General features: G+C 71.2%; 15 protein-coding genes and 2 tRNA genes. 14 read left to right on the top strand and 3 right to left on the bottom strand.

Annotated elements, in window-relative coordinates; all coding sequences use genetic code 11:
* Positions 1 to 5 precede the first annotated feature (5 nt).
* Positions 6 to 1127 (bottom strand): M48 family metalloprotease, encoded by a 1122-nt coding sequence (locus ACFZDE_RS07340; RefSeq protein ID WP_391198211.1) that lies wholly within the window; start codon positions 1125 to 1127, stop codon positions 6 to 8.
* A gap of 123 nt (positions 1128 to 1250) precedes the next feature.
* On the opposite strand from ACFZDE_RS07340, the gene ACFZDE_RS07345 reads away from it, so the two are divergent.
* From ACFZDE_RS07345 to ACFZDE_RS07390, 10 genes are all read left to right on the top strand, one after another.
* Positions 1251 to 1409, top strand: coding sequence for a hypothetical protein (locus tag ACFZDE_RS07345; protein ID WP_030836317.1), 159 nt, complete (start codon positions 1251 to 1253; stop codon positions 1407 to 1409).
* Positions 1410 to 1573: 164 nt separating this feature from the next.
* Positions 1574 to 1738 carry a hypothetical protein gene (locus ACFZDE_RS07350; RefSeq protein ID WP_003990192.1) on the top strand — a complete coding sequence of 55 codons (165 nt, stop codon included), beginning with the start codon at positions 1574 to 1576 and terminating at the stop codon, positions 1736 to 1738.
* An 85-nt stretch (positions 1739 to 1823) separates the two neighbouring features.
* Positions 1824 to 2567: a nicotinate-nucleotide adenylyltransferase gene (gene nadD, locus ACFZDE_RS07355; RefSeq protein ID WP_391198214.1), complete on the top strand. Its 744-nt coding sequence runs from the start codon at positions 1824 to 1826 to the stop codon at positions 2565 to 2567.
* 16 nt (positions 2568 to 2583) lie between these two features.
* Positions 2584 to 4335 (top strand): LytR C-terminal domain-containing protein, encoded by a 1752-nt coding sequence (locus ACFZDE_RS07360; protein WP_391198217.1) that lies wholly within the window; start codon positions 2584 to 2586, stop codon positions 4333 to 4335.
* 102 nt (positions 4336 to 4437) lie between these two features.
* Positions 4438 to 4884: a ribosome silencing factor gene (rsfS, locus tag ACFZDE_RS07365; RefSeq protein ID WP_390996779.1), complete on the top strand. Its 447-nt coding sequence runs from the start codon at positions 4438 to 4440 to the stop codon at positions 4882 to 4884.
* Complete coding sequence (locus tag ACFZDE_RS07370; RefSeq protein WP_391198913.1) at positions 4875 to 5546, top strand: histidine phosphatase family protein; 672 nt, start codon at positions 4875 to 4877, stop codon at positions 5544 to 5546. The genes rsfS and ACFZDE_RS07370 overlap by 10 nt, the downstream gene beginning before the upstream one ends.
* Before the next feature lie 74 nt (positions 5547 to 5620).
* Positions 5621 to 5693, top strand: a tRNA-Ala gene (locus tag ACFZDE_RS07375).
* A gap of 200 nt (positions 5694 to 5893) precedes the next feature.
* Entirely contained in the window at positions 5894 to 6067 is a 174-nt protein-coding gene (locus tag ACFZDE_RS07380) for a hypothetical protein (protein WP_390996782.1), read from the top strand.
* Positions 6068 to 6070: 3 nt separating this feature from the next.
* Complete coding sequence (locus ACFZDE_RS07385; protein WP_006136074.1) at positions 6071 to 6304, top strand: hypothetical protein; 234 nt, start codon at positions 6071 to 6073, stop codon at positions 6302 to 6304.
* Between the two features lie 97 nt (positions 6305 to 6401).
* A tRNA-Ala gene (locus ACFZDE_RS07390) sits at positions 6402 to 6474 on the top strand.
* A gap of 142 nt (positions 6475 to 6616) precedes the next feature.
* Here the strand turns inward: ACFZDE_RS07390 and ACFZDE_RS07395 are convergent.
* Positions 6617 to 8224, bottom strand: coding sequence for an NADH-ubiquinone oxidoreductase-F iron-sulfur binding region domain-containing protein (locus ACFZDE_RS07395; RefSeq protein ID WP_390996785.1), 1608 nt, complete (start codon positions 8222 to 8224; stop codon positions 6617 to 6619).
* Positions 8221 to 9495 carry a cytochrome b/b6 domain-containing protein gene (locus ACFZDE_RS07400; protein WP_391198220.1) on the bottom strand — a complete coding sequence of 425 codons (1275 nt, stop codon included), beginning with the start codon at positions 9493 to 9495 and terminating at the stop codon, positions 8221 to 8223. Before ACFZDE_RS07400 ends, ACFZDE_RS07395 begins: the two co-directional genes overlap by 4 nt.
* Before the next feature lie 503 nt (positions 9496 to 9998).
* On the opposite strand from ACFZDE_RS07400, the gene leuS reads away from it, so the two are divergent.
* The 4 genes from leuS (at position 9999) to ACFZDE_RS07420 (ending at position 16136) form a co-directional block, all read left to right on the top strand.
* On the top strand, positions 9999 to 12872 hold the full coding sequence (gene leuS, locus ACFZDE_RS07405; RefSeq protein ID WP_391198223.1) for a leucine--tRNA ligase: 2874 nt from the start codon (positions 9999 to 10001) through the stop codon (positions 12870 to 12872).
* Positions 12873 to 13140: 268 nt separating this feature from the next.
* Positions 13141 to 13950 (top strand): hypothetical protein, encoded by an 810-nt coding sequence (locus ACFZDE_RS07410; RefSeq protein ID WP_391198226.1) that lies wholly within the window; start codon positions 13141 to 13143, stop codon positions 13948 to 13950.
* Between the two features lie 72 nt (positions 13951 to 14022).
* Positions 14023 to 14868 carry a DegV family protein gene (locus ACFZDE_RS07415; protein WP_390996795.1) on the top strand — a complete coding sequence of 282 codons (846 nt, stop codon included), beginning with the start codon at positions 14023 to 14025 and terminating at the stop codon, positions 14866 to 14868.
* A gap of 119 nt (positions 14869 to 14987) precedes the next feature.
* On the top strand, positions 14988 to 16136 hold the full coding sequence (locus ACFZDE_RS07420) for a helix-hairpin-helix domain-containing protein (RefSeq protein WP_391198229.1): 1149 nt from the start codon (positions 14988 to 14990) through the stop codon (positions 16134 to 16136).
* The last annotated feature ends 41 nt before the right edge of the window (positions 16137 to 16177 follow it).

The raw sequence follows: 16177 nt of genomic DNA on the forward strand, positions 1-16177 counted from the left end.
GGGGGCTAGCCGTCGTCGCGCGGCGGCCGGTCGTCGTCGGAGGAGTCCGACGGGCCCGCCTCCGGCCCCTGGGGCGGCTTCGGGGGCGAGTTCGTGAAGCCGCCGAAGCCGCGGCGGACCCGGTCGCCCAGGTCGCCCGCACCGCCCGCGAGGTCGGTGACCAGCTTCATCAGCGGGTCCTTGGAGCTCTTCACATGGCTGCTGTAGTGGTTCGCTGACTCGCGCCAGGAGTCCCGGACCGAGGTGTCCTTGTCCTCGTCGCGCCGCGGGTAGTGGCCGTCCATGATCCGCTGGTAGTCCCGCGACTCGGCCCACTTCTTCAGCTCGGCCGCCCGCACGGTGGTGAAGGGGTGGGAGCGGGGCAGCACGTTGAGGATCTTCAGCACCGAGTCGCGCAGGTCGCCGCCCGCCTCGTACTCCTCGGCCTGGGCGAGGAAGGCGTCCACGTTCATCTCGTGCAGGTGGTTGCCGCCCGCGATCTTCATCAGACCCCGCATGGAGGCCTGGAGATCCTGCCCGACCAGCAGCCCGGCCCGGTCCGCGGAGAGCTCCGACTTGCGGAACCACTCGCGCAGGCCGGTCACGATCGCCATGATCGCGAGGTTGCCCAGGGGGATCCAGGCGACCCGGACGGCGAGGCTGGTCAGGAACAGCAGGATCGTCCGGTAGACCGAGTGACCGGACAGCGCGTGCCCCACCTCGTGCCCGACGACCGCACGCATCTCCTCCTCGTCGAGAAGCTCCACGAGGCCGGTCGTGACGACGATGATCGGCTCGTCCAGACCGATGCACATCGCGTTCGGCACCGGGTCCTGGTTCACGTACATCGGTGGGACCTTCTCCAGGTCCAGGATGTAGCAGGCGTCCCTCAGCATCACGTTCAGATGGGCGAACTGCTGGTCCGAGACCCGCACCGAGTCGGACAGGAACAGCAGCCGCAGACTGCGCTCGGGCAGCAGGCCGCTGAGCGCCTTGAACACCGTGTCGAAACCGCTCAGCTTGCGCAGCGCCACCAGGGCGGAGCGGTCGGCCGGGTGCTCGTAGGTGCGCGAGGAGATCCCGGGGAAGCGCCTGCGCTGCCTGCTCGGCACGTGCTCGTGCCCGGTGTGCTCGTGGCCGTCGGACATGTCTTCCCCCAGCGTCTGGTGTGACCTTTGCGGCCCTTTGTGCGGCCTTTTGCTTCCCCGAGGCAGAGCCCAGCCTAGGCGGAGTTACGGTGGTCGGGCAGTACAGCGAAGGAGACCACCGCTATGGAGCACCACCCCGCATCCGCCTGGCTCGCCGGGGCCGCGAACGCCGCCGAGGGGCAGGGTCCGGGGATGCTGCGGATCGTGCTGATCGTGATGATCCTGGGCTGTGCGCTGACCGCGTGGTTCCTGCTGCGTGGCTACAGACGGAAGGACGACTGAGGCCACCCGAAGGTTCCCCGCCGGGACCTGGGACCGGACCCGGCGGCGGCCCGCCCGCGCTCCCGCGGCGCGCACAGGCGGAGTCGGGGTGATCGCGCGACGGGCGCCCGCTTACGATGAGCCGACGTCTTTAACCCGCCCTCACGCGATAGGTCCTGCCGAAGATGAGCTTCCACAGCACCGCTGCCCAGTTGGTCACCCTCGCCGCCGAGGGCGAAGAGCACGGCGGAAACCACGAGAGCCTCAGCCCCTACCTCACCGGTGGCGGCGCCCTCTTCATCCTGCTGCTCCTGCTGTGGATCACCACCCGCTTCAACCGCGACCGCTGAGACCGGCAGGGCATCCCGCGAAGGATGCCCGGGGGACCACGGGGGCGGCCGGAGCCCTCAGGCAGGGCCGGTAGGGTCTGCACGCATGGGAGAGCAGGACATGCCTACCGGTCCGGCGAACGAGACGCCGCACGACCCGGCACGGGACACGGCGAGCGGAACCGAGCGACCCTCGGAGCCCCGCCGTGCCTCCGCGGTGGCCGGCCGGACCGACGGCCCCGGAAAGAGCCCGTCCACGCCGGGCAAGCGCCGCCTCGGCGTCATGGGCGGCACCTTCGACCCGATCCACCACGGCCACCTGGTGGCGGCCAGCGAGGTCGCCGCGGCGTTCCACCTCGACGAGGTGGTCTTCGTGCCGACCGGGCAGCCCTGGCAGAAGACCCACCGCAGCGTCTCCCCGGCCGAGGACCGCTATCTGATGACGGTCATCGCGACCGCCGAGAACCCGCAGTTCTCCGTGAGCCGCATCGACATCGACCGCGGCGGCCCCACCTACACCGTGGACACGCTGCGCGACCTGCGCGCGCTCAATCCCGACACGGACCTGTTCTTCATCACCGGCGCCGACGCCCTCGCCCAGATCCTCACCTGGCGCGACAGCGAGGAGCTGTTCTCCCTGGCGCACTTCATCGGGGCCACCCGGCCGGGCCACCACCTGGACGACTCCGGACTCCCGGAGGGCGGTGTCTCGCTCGTGGAGGTCCCGGCTCTGGCCATCTCCTCCACGGACTGCCGTGCGAGAGTCGCCAAGGGCGATCCCATCTGGTACCTGGTGCCGGACGGCGTCGTGCGCTATATCGACAAGCGCGAGCTGTACCGCGGCGAGTGAGCCGAGAGGGGCACCGGTGAACGACCGATACGACGCGGGGTCCGCGGGATACGGCGCCGATCAGTACGAGATCGTCGGCTACGACGAGTACGGCCGGCCTGTCTACCGGCAGGTCCCGGCGCAGCAGACCCAGCAGCAGACCTACGACCCGTATGCCCAGCAGCACCAGCAGCACCAGCAGCACCAGCAGGGCTACGGCTACGACCCGTACGCGCAGCAGGGGCAGCAGCAGGGGCAGCAGCAGCACCAGCAGCCCCCGCCCGCCTACGACTACGGCACCGGCGTCCAGCCCGCCCCCGACCACGGCTCCTACGACCCGTACGGCACCGCCACGCAGCAGGGCGGAGCCGTACCGGGCGCCCCGTACGACCCGTACGGCCAGACCGCCGCCGGTACCACCGGCCGGCAGCCCCGGGTCGCCGAACAGACGGCCCACATCCCGCAGCAGGCCGGTCCCGGCCACGACCGGGAAGCCCCCGCCGAGCCGCAACGGGAGTACCACACCGAGCAGTTCGCCTTCGTCGAGGAACCGGACGGCAACTCCGAAGACGTCATCGACTGGCTGAAGTTCACCGAGAACCGCACCGAGCGCCGCGAGGAGGCCCGGCGCCGGGCCCGCGGCAGGATCGTGGCCCTGGTCGTCGTCCTCGCGCTCGTCGTGACCGGCGGCGTGGGCTACCTCTGGTACGCGGGCAAGCTGCCCGGTCTGTCCCCGGAGGACTCCAAGACGGGCACCGCGACGGCCGCCGGCGCCCAGAAGCGCGACGTGATCGTCGTCCACCTGCACGACACCAAGGGCGGCGGCACCTCCACCGCCCTCCTCGTCGACAACACCACCACCGAGCGGGGCACCACCGTCCTGGTGCCCAACTCCCTCGCCCTGACCAGCGACGACGGCACCACGACGACGCTCGCCAAGTCGGTCGAGGACGACGGCTCCGACGGCACTCGCGAGGCGCTCGACACGGTCCTCGGCACCGACATCGAGGGCACCTGGCGCCTGGACACCCCCTACCTGCAGAACCTCGTCGACCTCGTCGGCAACATCGACGTCGACACCAACGCCGAGGTGCCCGACCCCGCCGCCAAGAAGAAGGGCGAGGCGCCGCTGGTCAACAAGGGCCGGGACCAGACGCTGAGCGGCAAGATGGCGGTCGCCTACGCCACCTACCGCGCCCCCGGCGAGGCCCAGAACGCCCAGCTGGAGCGCTTCGGCCAGGTCATGCAGGGCGTCCTGCGCAAGATGTCCTCCGACCCGCAGGCCGCGACGACCACCATCCAGACCCTCGCGCAGATCCTCGACCCGTCCCTCACCGACAAGGACCTCGGCACCTTCCTCGCCGGGCTCTCCGACCTCGCCAAGGGCGGCGACGTCAAGACCGATCTGCTACCCGTCCAGAACGACGGCACGCTCAGTGCCCAGGCGAGCGCGCGGGTCGTCAAGAACGTCCTCGGCGGTACCGCCAAGAGCCCCGACAAGGACGCCGCCGTCAGCGTCTCGGTGCGGAACGCCACCGGCGTCAAGGACAACACCGAGAAGGCCCGCGTCGTACTCCTCAACGGCGGCTTCACCTTCCTGGAGGCCGGCACCGGCACCGCCCTGGCCACTTCCCAGGTCCTCTACGCCGAGGCCGCCGACAAGGCGAACGCCGCCGAGGTCGCCAAGACCCTCGGCCTGCCGGCGGGCTCGGTCACCAAGGGCAAGACCTCGGGGAGCGCGGACGTCTCCGTGGTCCTCGGCCAGGACTACAAGCCGTCCGCCGGCTAGACGACGGGCCGGCTCCCCACGTGATCCCCGTAATCGCGTGGGGGGCTCGGCGCGGTCCGTGAGACCCTTGGTGTCACCTGACCGCCGACCGAAAGCCATGCAGTGACCCTGACCGACCGCTCTCACGAGCTGATCAACACCGCCGCCCAGGCGGCCGCCGACAAGCTGGCACACGACATCGTCGCCTACGACGTCAGTGACGTGCTGTCCATCACGGACGCCTTCCTGCTGGCCTCGGCACCCAACGACCGCCAGGTCAAGGCGATCGTCGACGAGATCGAGGAGCGCCTCTCCAAGGAGCTCGGCGCCAAGCCGGTGCGCCGCGAGGGCGACCGCGAGGCCCGCTGGGTCCTGCTCGACTACGTCGACATCGTCGTCCACGTCCAGCACAGCGAGGAGCGCGTCTTCTACGCCCTGGAGCGGCTGTGGAAGGACTGCCCCGAGGTCGAGCTGCCCGAGGAGGCCAAGGCCACCCGTGGGAAGGCCGAGGAGCACGCCAAGCTGCGGGCGGAGGAGGAGGCGGCGGAGCTGGAAGGTGACTGGCGGTGACCTCCTTCGCCGAGGCGTCCGCCAGGGGCCGGGGCCGTCGCGTCATCCTGTGGCGGCACGGCCAGACCTCGTGGAACGTGGAGCGCCGCTTTCAGGGCAGCACGGACGTCGAGCTGACCGAGACCGGTCTCGCCCAGGCCCGTCGCGCCGCCCGGCTGCTTGCCTCCCTGAAGCCGGACGCGATGGTCGCCTCCGACCTCCGGCGCGCCGCGGCCACGGCCGCCGAGCTGGCCGCCCTGACCGGTCTCGACGTCACCCACGACGAGGGGCTGCGTGAGACCTACGCGGGCGTCTGGCAGGGCCTGACGCACGAGGAGATCATCGCCCGGTACGGCGAGGAGTACGCCGCGTGGAAGCGCGGTGAGCCCGTCCGCCGCGGTGGTGGCGAACTGGAGACCGAGGTCGCCGACCGCGCCGCCCCCGTGGTGCTCCGGCACGCCGAGAAGCTCCCCGAGGACGGCACGCTCGTGGTGGTCAGCCACGGCGGCACGATCCGCACCACCATCGGCCGCCTGCTGGGTCTCGATCCCCATCACTGGGAGAGCCTCGGCGGACTCTCCAACTGCTGCTGGTCCGTGCTCGGCGAAGGCGCCCGCGGCTGGCGTCTGCTGGAGCACAACGCCGGCACCCTGCCGGAGCCGGTGCTCGGCGACGACGACTGACCCCGGATTTCACTTTCCGGCAGGTCGCAGGCTAAAGTTCTTCTTGTTCGCCCCGCTGAGCGGGGGGAGCACCAGGGGCTATAGCTCAGTTGGTAGAGCGCCTGCATGGCATGCAGGAGGTCAGGAGTTCAATTCTCCTTAGCTCCACGTCAAGATCCCGTTCCCTCTCAGGGGGCGGGATTTTTCGTGCTCCGGCTTGAGTCACTCGGGCTTGCTGAGGCGTATACCTCTACGGCCCCGCCGGGTGCCGTGTCCGGACTGGTACTGAGGCGTCGCTGACCGTATTGGTCCGGCCGTGGCAGAATCAAACGGCCGGAAGGGGGCGCGGCCCGACGGGAGGAGTAGCGATGCCTGCGAGCATCCGCGAGGAGGTCGACCACCTCCTCGAAGCAGCGGCCACACGGGAGATGTCCACCCGCCTCAGCTGCCCTTCCTGTGGTTCCGCGCACGTGGCCCAGATGCTCGGCGACAACGGCGGGATTTCCTACGTGTGCACGGCCTGCGGCCACAGCTGGAGCTGATCGATGGGTGCACACAGGCGGAAGTGCGACTGGTGCGGCAGCGGGACTCCGATCGTCCGCGACATGGAGCCGATCAATCCCGACTACCAGTACTGGTGCGAGGAATGCGCGCGGGCGCTGATCATAAAGGGCGACCCGATCGAGACGTACCGCGAGTTGGAGGGCGAGCCGATCTACGGCCGGCTTCTGGAGGAGCACTGCACACTCAAGAGGTTCTACTCGTTCGTCACGGCATAACGGGCATTTCGGGCATAGTGAAACGGATTTGGTGTTGGGCCTGATGGGCCAGTAATGTTGGCGTCGCCGCCGGGGAAACCCGGAGGAGCACTGGCAAGGGGCTATAGCTCAGTTGGTAGAGCGCCTGCATGGCATGCAGGAGGTCAGGAGTTCAATTCTCCTTAGCTCCACAGCAGATGAGAAGGCGGGCCATCCGATTCGGATGGCCCGCCTTCTTCGTGTGTGATCCCGCAATGCGTCGCCCGTGATCCCGCAATGCGTCGCCCGGGCGCGCTTACGGCGGGCTCCCCGTGGAGCCCGCCGTGGAGGTGCTCAGCGGCCGAGAGCGCGGCGCCCGCGGCCCTGGGAGAGGACCGGGAGGTTGCGGGAGGGCGCTCCCCGCTCGCTCGCCTCCTCCAGGCGCAGCGCCAGGGCGGGGCAGCGGCGCACCGCGCGTAGAGCCTTGGCCTCGGCGTACCGCGGTACCTGCGCCTGCGCCACGGTGGGGAAGCCGTCGGCGCCCAGCTGGAACACCTCGGGGAGGATGTCCGCGCACAGCCCGTGGCCCCGGCACAGCGTCCAGTCCACGTAGATCTTCTGGCGGCTGGGGCCGTTCTCGGACTCTCCGCCGCCCGGGATGCCCGTGGGGGCCCTGCCCCCCTCGAAGAGCGGCAGAACGCCCTCCACGGGCCGTCCGCAGCCGTTGCCGAGGACATGGGCGGCCAGGTCGTCGGTGAAGGCCTTGATGGTCGACTCGATGAACATCGCGGAGCCGTCCGGGTGCGAGCACGCGCCGCGCCGCTTCACGTTCTTGGCGACCTGCTTGAGGGCCTCCAGGGCGGCAGGGCCGCCGCCGTTGAGGATGTCCTCAAGGCCGCGCGCGGCGGCCGGCAGACCGAGGTAGCAGGGGCCGCACTGGCCCGCGCTCTCCTCGGCCAGCCACTGCGCCACCCGCAGCGACTCGCCCAGTGGGCAGGTCTCCTGAGTGATCGGCAGGATCGCGCCGGCGCCGAGCGCGCCGCCCACCGCGTCCAGGGAGTTGCGGGAGACGACCGCCTCGTTGACCGTCGCCGCGTCGATCCACTTGCCGTGGTAGCCGCCGGTGAGCACGCCCTGCGGCACCGGCGGCGCGCCCGCGAGCTGCAGGACGTACCGCAGCGGCACACCCGTGGGGACCTCGATCACCATGGGGCGGGCGACCGCGCCGGAGACCGTGAGCATGACGGTGCCGGGCTCGTCGTACAGGCCGGTGTTGCCGTAGCGCTCCGGGCCGATGCGCGCGGCGATCGCGAGCTGGGCGAAGGTCTCGGCGTTGGAGAGCAGGGTGGGGGCGCCGCCGACGCCGTTCTGCGAGGCACTGACCTTGCGGCCGGGGGGGACGGCCGGGCCGCCGTCGATCGAGCGGATCAGCGACGCGGCGGCGCCGGTGACCATGCGGACCGGGTTGCGCTGGACACGCGCGCGCAGCGCCGACCGGCGGCCGTTGCTCAGGCCGCGTTCGGCGAGTGCGGCCTCCATGGAGCGCTGGGTCGACTCACGGGTGACCCCCACCACGAGCGTGCGGGCACCCAGGGCCTCGGCGCACAGCAGCGCGCCGTCCAGGATCAGGTGCGGGGCACGGTTGATCAGCACCGTGTCCTTGCGGCAGGCCGGCTCGTCCTCGCTGCCGTTCACGACGACGACCGGCCGGACGCCGCGCTTGATCGCCGCGTCGGCGACCGAGCGCAGCTTCTTGTGGAAGGGGAAGCCCGCGCCGCCGCGGCCCTTCAGGTTGATGCGTTCGGCGAGTTGCGCGAGCTGCTCGCCGCCCATCGGCTCGAGCGGCCCGTGCACCTTGAGGTGCATGGGCAGATCGAGCCGATCGACAAGGTCGAAGCCCGACGTGAGCTGGGGAAGGCCGACCACGCGGACTTCGGGGACGTCGGGCAGGGCCTCGTTCACTTAAAGCCTCCGGAAGGCGTGTTCCAAGGTTCGCCCGAGCCCGGAGCGTCGAAGTCGTAGGACGCACCGGGGTTTGTTTCATTGGCGGGACCGCTGTTGTACGTGTCGTTCGGGTAGTACGTGTCGTAGACGGCATTCGTCTCACCCGTGTCGTACACGTCACTCGATCCGTAGCCGGCGGCGCCTGGATTGCCATAGGTCGGGATGCTTTGTCCGGTGTCCTGCAGGGGGTCGTAGGGCGGGATGTTGAAGCCCGTGTCCTGGAGCGGGTCGTAGGCCGACGGCGGCGCCTCGCCGACCGGGGGCGGCGACGGGATCGGCCAGTTGCCCGAGGTGCTGGAGGGGCCGTCCACGGTCGGGATGGTCTCGGTGGGCTGCAAGTCCAGCGGCAACTGCATGCTGGTCGTCGGCCCGGGCGCGAAGGCCTGCCCGCCCTGGGGAGGGCCAGAGACGGCCCGGTAGGCGGCGGCGAAGCCGTTCGCCGGTTCCTTGGCCGAGGCGCGTTCCGCCTTCTCGTACAGCGGTCCCGAGGGGGACCCCGCGGCGCGCGCGGGGGCCTCGCGGCCCTCGTAGCCGGGCAGCGCGGAGCCGCCGCCGCTTGCGACCCGGGAGCGGCTCTCCTCCAGCTCGTCCCTGCGGCCCTGGCCCTCGCCGGGCCCGATCAGCGAGGCGATCTTGTCGGAGATCTTGCGCTTGACCGGGCGCGGAGCCGCGCGCAGGGCGAGCGCGCCGGCCACGCCGACCAGGGACAGGCAGTACAGGATGACGAAGATCGGCTTGGCCGAGCGACCCGCGTAGAGGCCGTGGACCAGGGCGGCGCACCAGGCCGGGTAGGCCAGCATGTGCATCGCCCGCCAGCGGGCGGCGACGGGCGCGGGGGACGCGAAGCGGTTGCGCAGCACGCCGGTGACGCCCACGAAGATCATGAGCAGGCTGGCCAGGGTGCCCAGGCCGACGAGGAACGAGCGGCCCATGATCTCGTCGTTGCCGCCGGTCAGGAGGAGCCCGAAGGGGATGAACACCGCGACCCACGTGGTGTGGGCGAGCGCCAGCTTGACCCCGATGTGCACCAGCAGGAAGACGATCGAGGCGACGGCCGTGATCCGGTGCACGGCCTGCGCCAGGATGCGCCTGCGGGTGTCCAGCAGGACCCGGTCCTGTGCGACCAGGCCCCAGATCACCGAGCAGGTGAGGCACACCAGGGACAGCACGCCCGCGCCGAAGTTGAGGAAATCGGCCAACGTGTCGTCGGCCGTGGAGTCGTAGGTCACGGCCGGCCTCCCCGCGTCCCGGCGGCCGGGGGTAGGGAGGTGTTACTGCGATGAGGGTTCATGGGGGCAACTCCGAGCGGTTCGGGAAAGCAGCGGTCCCGCTGCCGAACTCTAAGCGGAGCCATACCGATGAGTACGAGGTTTGAGTTATTGCGTTGTTATCAAAGGACAATGTGCTTGTTGCGATGTCCCCATAGTTGCTGTTACGCGAAGTAACCTTTGACCTTGGTTCAGGTTTTTGGTGCCGAACCGATCGCCGGAACGGCCGCCGAGCGGGTCGCCGGGACCGCCGCGGAAGTGCGTCGCGGGGCGCTGAGGGCCTGCGGTACCCTAGCGCCATGCGTGCCGTACGCCTTCTGCTTAGCGGGCCGCGCTGATCAGTCCCGGCCACCGGACGAGTCGAGTGGCCGGCATCGGCGCGGCGTCCCCTCCTGTGTGAGGGGATTTTTCGTTTCTCGAACCAGAAGCCGCAGGCAGAGACGATCGATGGAGCTTTGAGGATCATGAGCGAGACGAACCCCGCCGTCACCTCCGAGGTGGCGGCGCCGCACCGCTACACGGCCGCCATGGCTGCCGAGATCGAGGCACGCTGGCAGGACTTCTGGGACGCCGAGGGCACCTACGCCGCGCCCAACCCCAAGGGCGACCTGGCCGGTGACCCGCAGCTCGCCGCCCGCCCCAAGAAGTTCATCATGGACATGTTCCCGTACCCCTCCGGTGCGGGCCTGCACGTCGGCCACCCCCTGGGCTACATCGCCACCGACGTCTTCGCGCGCTTCCAGCGGATGACCGGCCACAACGTCCTGCACACCCTGGGCTTCGACGCCTTCGGACTGCCCGCCGAGCAGTACGCGGTGCAGACCGGCACGCACCCGCGCGTGTCCACCGAGGCCAACATGGAGAACATGAAGTCCCAGCTGCGCCGGCTGGGCCTGGGCCACGACAAGCGCCGCTCGTTCGCGACGATCGACCCGGACTACTACAAGTGGACCCAGTGGATCTTCCTGCAGATCTTCAACTCCTGGTATGACCACGACGCCCGCCGAGCCCGCCCGATCGCCGAGCTGGTCGCCGAGTTCGAGTCCGGTGAGCGTCCCGTTCCGGGCCACACGCGCGCGTGGAGTGAACTGAGCGCCGCCGAGAAGGCCGACGTCCTGGGCGGGTTCCGGCTGGCCTACGCCTCCGACGCGCCGGTCAACTGGTGCCCCGGGCTGGGCACCGTGCTGGCCAACGAGGAGGTCACCGCCGAGGGCCGCTCCGAGCGCGGCAACTTCCCTGTCTTCAAGGCCAAGCTGCGCCAGTGGAACATGCGCATCACGGCCTACGCCGACCGCCTGCTGGACGACCTGACCGAGCTGGACTGGCCCGAGGCCATCAAGCTGCAGCAGCGCAACTGGATCGGCCGCTCCGAGGGCGCCCGAGTCGACTTCCCCATCGACGGCGAGCGCATCACCGTCTTCACCACCCGCCCCGACACCCTGTTCGGCGCCACCTACATGGTGCTGGCGCCCGAGCACCCGCTGGTCGAGAAGTTCACCCCGGCCGCCTGGCCGGAGGGCACCCACCAGGTGTGGACCGGCGGTCACGCCACCCCCGCCGAGGCCGTCGCCGCCTACCGCGCCCAGGCCGCCTCGAAGTCCGACGTGGAGCGCCAGGCCGAGGCCAAGGACAAGACCGGCGTCTTCATCGGCGCGTACGCCACCAACCCGGTCAACGGCGAGCAGGTCCCGGTCTTCATCGCCGACTACGTCCTGATGGGCTACGGCACCGGCGCGATCATGGCCGTCCCGGCCGGCGACCAGCGCGACTTCGAGTTCGCGCGCGCCTTCGAGCTGCCGATCCACTGCATCGTCGAGCCCACGGACGGGCGGGGCACGGACACCTCCACCTGGGAGAACGCCTTCTCGTCGTACGACGCGAAGATCATCAACTCCTCCAACGGCGAGGTCTCGCTGGACGGCCTGGACGTCGCCGAGGCCAAGGCCCGCATCACCGAGTGGCTGGAGCGGTCCGGCGTCGGCGAGGGCACCGTCAACTTCCGGCTGCGCGACTGGCTGTTCAGCCGTCAGCGCTACTGGGGCGAGCCCTTCCCGATCGTCTACGACGAGGACGGCATCGCCCACGCGCTGCCCGAGTCGATGCTGCCCCTGGAGCTGCCCGAGGTCGAGGACTACTCGCCGCGCACCTTCGACCCGGACGACGCCGACACGCAGCCCGAGACGCCGCTGTCGCGCAACGAGGACTGGGTCAACGTCACGCTGGACCTGGGCGACGGCCCCAAGCGCTACCGGCGCGAGACCAACACCATGCCCAACTGGGCCGGTTCCTGCTGGTACGAGCTGCGCTACCTGGACCCGCACAACTCCGAGAAGCTGGTCGATCCCGAGATCGAGCAGTACTGGATGGGCCCGCGCGAGGGGCAGCCGCACGGCGGTGTCGACCTGTACGTCGGCGGCGCCGAGCACGCCGTGCTGCACCTGCTGTACGCGCGCTTCTGGTCCAAGGTCCTGTACGACCTGGGCCACGTCTCCTCCGCCGAGCCGTTCCACAAGCTGTTCAACCAGGGCATGATCCAGGCCTACGTCTACCGCGACAGCCGTGGCATCGCGGTGCCCGCCGCCGAGGTGGAGGAGCGCGACGGCGCCTACTGGTACCAGGGCGAGAAGGTCTCCCGGCTGCTCGGCAAGATGGGCAAGTCCCTGAAGAACGCGGTCACTCCGGACGAGATCTGCGCCGAGTACGGGGCCGACACGCTGCGCCTGTACGAGATGGCGATGGGCCCGCTGGACGTCTCCCGGCCGTGGGACACGCGCGCGGTGGTGGGGCAGTTCAGGCTGCTGCAGCGGCTGTGGCGCAACATCGTCGACGAGGCGACCGGCGCCGTGACGGTGGTGGACGCCGAGCCGGACGAGGACACGCTGCGCGCCCTGCACAAGGCCATCGACGGGGTGCGCGGCGACCTGGAGGGCATGCGGTTCAACACCGCCATCGCCAAGGTCACCGAGCTGAACAACCACCTGACCAAGGTGGGCGGCCCGGTGGCCCGGCCAGTCGCCGAGGCCCTGGTGCTGATGGCCGCGCCGCTGGCCCCGCACATCGCCGAGGAGCTGTGGCGCAGGCTGGGGCACACGGACTCGGTGGTGCACCAGGACTTCCCGGTGGCCGACCCGGCGTACGTGGTGGACGAGACCGTGACCTGTGTCGTGCAGGTCAAGGGCAAGGTCAAGGCCCGCCTGGAGGTCTCGCCGTCGATCTCCGACGACGAGCTGGAGAAGGTCGCCCTGGCCGACGAGAAGGTCGTCGCCGCGCTGGGTGGTGCCGGGATCCGGAAGGTGATCGTGCGCGCGCCGAAGCTGGTGAACATCGTTCCGGCGTAGGTCATCGGCCGCCCTCGGCTCCGCAACCGCACCGGCTTCGGTTTCGGTTTCGGTTTCGGTTTCGGCTCAGGGTCCGGCTCCGGCTCCGGCTTTGGGTGCGGGGTGCGGGGTGCGGGGTGCGGGGCGCGGGGGGCGCGGGGTGGTCGGGCGCTCTCGGGGTGGTCCCCTACGGGCAGGTTCGGGGTTTTTCTGGAACTCCGGACCTGCCCGTTGCGTTTACCGTTGAAGAGCGACGTGAGGCGCCGCGACGTCCTGAGGAGGAGCCCTTGTGGAAGCAGTGATCGCAGTCTTCGCCCTGCTTTTCGTGCTCTTCGTCGCGCTCGGGGTGTACGCCACGGTGAAGGTGGTCGGCGCCGCCAAGCGCGGCGTGGACCGCGGCATCACCCAGGCCCGCCGCACGGTCGAGGACCACACACTGCGCGCCAAGTCCTTCGCCCAGCCCGGCGCCGCGGGCGAACTCGCCCAGCTCCGGCTGAAGCTGCGCACCTCGATGCGGGCCACGCAGGAGGCCCTGCACGCGGCCGTCGCCGAGGACGAGTCCCTGAAGGAGTCCCTCGGCCTCTTCGAGCGGCTCAGTGCGCACGGCCATGAGCTGGACGACGAGCTCAAGCGGCTGGAGTCCGAGCCGGACCGCGGCGCGCTCGGCGAGCGGCTTCCCGGCCTGCGCGAGCGCGCCGAGCGCATCACACACGCGGCGGACTCGCTGCGCTGGGCGGCCCGCGACCGGGCCCGGCGCTTCGCGGACGACGACCTGGACTCGCTCAGCGCCCAGATCGACCTGGAGTCCGGGGCCCTGCGGCACTGGACATCGCCCGAGCCGCAGCCCGCTTCCTCGCAGCAGTCCGCGCCCTCCGGCCGGCCCACGTCGGCCTCGCCGCCGGGCTCGCCGTCGCGGTCCGCCGCGCCGCCGCCCTGGCCCGAGGCGCCCGCCGCCGATGCCACCCGGGTCGGGCAGACCTGGCCGGACAGCGAGCAGCCGAGCCCCGAGCAGGAGCCGACGCGACCCGCCATCACACCGCCCGCGGCGCGCCCGGTCTACCCCTGGCAGAAGAAGCCCCGCCCCGAGAGCACCACTTGATCCGGCCAGTGGCCCCGCAGGGCGCGGGGGCCGGGCTGCCGCACGGACGCTACGGCAGGTAACCTCCAGCTCATGTCCCGCCATGTCGCGATCGTCACCGATTCAACGGCCTACCTGCCGACCCGGACGATGGAGCGTCACGGCATCACCGCGGTCCCTCTGACCGTGGTCCTGGGAGACCGGGCGCTGGAGGAGGGCACCGAGATCTCGACGCGCGCCCTCGCCCAGGCTTTGCAGAAGCGGCGCCCCGTGACGACCTCGCGGCCCGGTCCCGCGGTCTTCGAGGAGACCTACCGCAAGGTCGCCGAGTCCGGCGCGACCGGCATCGTCTCCCTCCATCTCTCCGCCGAGCTCTCCGGGACCTACGACGCGGCCGTCGTGGCCGCACGGCAGGCGCCGGTGCCGGTGCGGGTGGTGGACACCGGCATGATCGCGATGGCACTCGGCTTCTGCGCGCTCGCCGCGGCGGAGGCCGCGGAGTCGGGCGGGACGGTCGACGAGGCTGTCGCGGCCGCCGAGAAGAGGGCCGCGGGCACCTCCGCCTATTTCTACGTCGACACCCTCGACTACCTGCGGCGCGGCGGGCGGATCGGCGCCGCGCAGGCCTTGCTGGGCTCGGCGCTGGCGGTGAAGCCGTTGCTGCAACTGGCCGACGGCCGCATCGAGCCACTGGAGAAGGTGCGGACCGCGTCCAAGGCCATCGCCCGCCTCGAGGAGATCGCGGCCGACCGTGCGGGCGGCGCCCAGGTGGATGTCGCCGTCCATCATCTCGCCGCCCCGGACCGCGCGTCGGCGCTCGCCGACCGGTTGCGGACCCGAGTGTCCGGGCTGGCCGATCTGCATGTCAGCGAGGTCGGGGCGGTGATCGGGGCGCACACGGGCCCCGGGCTGCTGGGGGTCGTGGTTTCGCCCCGGTGAACGTTGCTGTGCGACTCCGGCCGCCCGTGTGAGTGACGGAGTTGTCCACAACCGGGGGACTGTCCCCGGGAATTGACCAAGATCATCGCGGATGGGCCGGAGTGGCCGATCCTCGTCGCATGGCACTTCGATCACGTTCACGCACAGCGACCGCTACCAGTGGGCCGGGCCGTCGTCCGGCGTCCGACGGGCGCGTCCGTCATCACCGACGTCGGCCTGCCGCGCGCGGGCGGGCCTGGCAGCGACATGCCTCAGCGGAGGAACTGCGGCGGCGGGCGGGGGTGTTGTTCGGCGAGGGCGAGCGGGCAGGGCACGCAGGGTCGGTCGGGCCTTCCGGGTGGGCCGAGCCGGTCGAACCGGCCGGGGAGCGGCGGGAGTCGGGGCAGGGGCCGCCGGGGTCCGTCGACTTCACGGAGACGCCGCGAGGGCACGGTGCCCGTCCGGCGGTCGCGGAGTCCAGGGGCGGTTCACCTGGCCTGGCGGGCGAGGGCGCTCGCCCGAGTGAGGGAGCCTGGCGGGAGCGGGCCGGGGCGGCGCTGCGGGAGCGCATGCCGCTGTGGTTGCAGACCAGGTGCGGTCTGGAGCGGCGGAGCGTGCTGGCGCTGACGGTGGTGCTCGTCGTCGCCGCGGCCTTCGCCGTGCAGCACTTCTGGGCCGGCCGGACCCAGTCCGTGCGGCCGCCGGAGGTGGTGCGGGCGGCGGTGCCGTACGGGGAGGGGCAGGAGAGCGGGCAGGCCGAGGGGAAGGACGACCCGGGCGCCGCGAAGGTGCCCACCGGTGCCGCCTCGGGGGTTTCCGCCGGGTCCGTGAAGGCGGGGGCGCCCGAGATCGTCGTCGATGTGGGCGGCAAGGTGCGCGAGCCGGGGATCCACCGGCTGCCGGCCGGCTCGCGGGTCGCGGACGCGCTGCACGCGGCGGGCGGGGTGAAGCCCGGCACCGACACCGACGGGCTCAACCGCGCCCGGTTCCTCGTCGACGGAGAGCAGGTGATCGTCGGCGGACCGGCTGCCGCCCCGGCTTCCGGGGTCGGTGGCGCGGCTCCGGGCGGCCCGGCCGGCGGGGTCGCCGCGCCGACGGCCCCCATCCCCCTGAACACGGCCACCGTGGACCAGCTCGACACCCTGCCGGGGGTCGGCCCGGTGCTGGCGCAGCACATCATCGACTACCGCACGCAGCACGGCGGTTTCCGGTCCGTGGACGAGTTGCGCGAGGTGAACGGCATCGGCGACCGCCGCTTCGCCGACCTGCGCGACCTCGTACGGCCATGAGGAGCCCCTCCGGCCCTCCGGCGCGGCGGGACGAGGCCGAG

The organism is Streptomyces sp. NPDC007929 (genome assembly GCF_042959065.1).
Classification (GTDB): domain Bacteria; phylum Actinomycetota; class Actinomycetes; order Streptomycetales; family Streptomycetaceae; genus Streptomyces.

Excerpts from the sequence above, each read along its gene's own strand:
- ACFZDE_RS07340 (WP_391198211.1), bottom strand. The coding sequence starts at position 1,127 with ATGTCCGACGGCCACGAGCACACCGGGCACGAGCACGTGCCGAGCAGG.
- ACFZDE_RS07345 (WP_030836317.1), top strand. The coding sequence starts at position 1,251 with ATGGAGCACCACCCCGCATCCGCCTGGCTCGCCGGGGCCGCGAACGCC.
- ACFZDE_RS07350 (WP_003990192.1), top strand. The coding sequence starts at position 1,574 with ATGAGCTTCCACAGCACCGCTGCCCAGTTGGTCACCCTCGCCGCCGAG.
- nadD (WP_391198214.1), top strand. The coding sequence starts at position 1,824 with ATGGGAGAGCAGGACATGCCTACCGGTCCGGCGAACGAGACGCCGCAC.
- ACFZDE_RS07380 (WP_390996782.1), top strand. The coding sequence starts at position 5,894 with ATGCCTGCGAGCATCCGCGAGGAGGTCGACCACCTCCTCGAAGCAGCG.
- ACFZDE_RS07385 (WP_006136074.1), top strand. The coding sequence starts at position 6,071 with ATGGGTGCACACAGGCGGAAGTGCGACTGGTGCGGCAGCGGGACTCCG.
- leuS (WP_391198223.1), top strand. The coding sequence starts at position 9,999 with ATGAGCGAGACGAACCCCGCCGTCACCTCCGAGGTGGCGGCGCCGCAC.
- ACFZDE_RS07415 (WP_390996795.1), top strand. The coding sequence starts at position 14,023 with ATGTCCCGCCATGTCGCGATCGTCACCGATTCAACGGCCTACCTGCCG.
- ACFZDE_RS07420 (WP_391198229.1), top strand. The coding sequence starts at position 14,988 with ATGGCACTTCGATCACGTTCACGCACAGCGACCGCTACCAGTGGGCCG.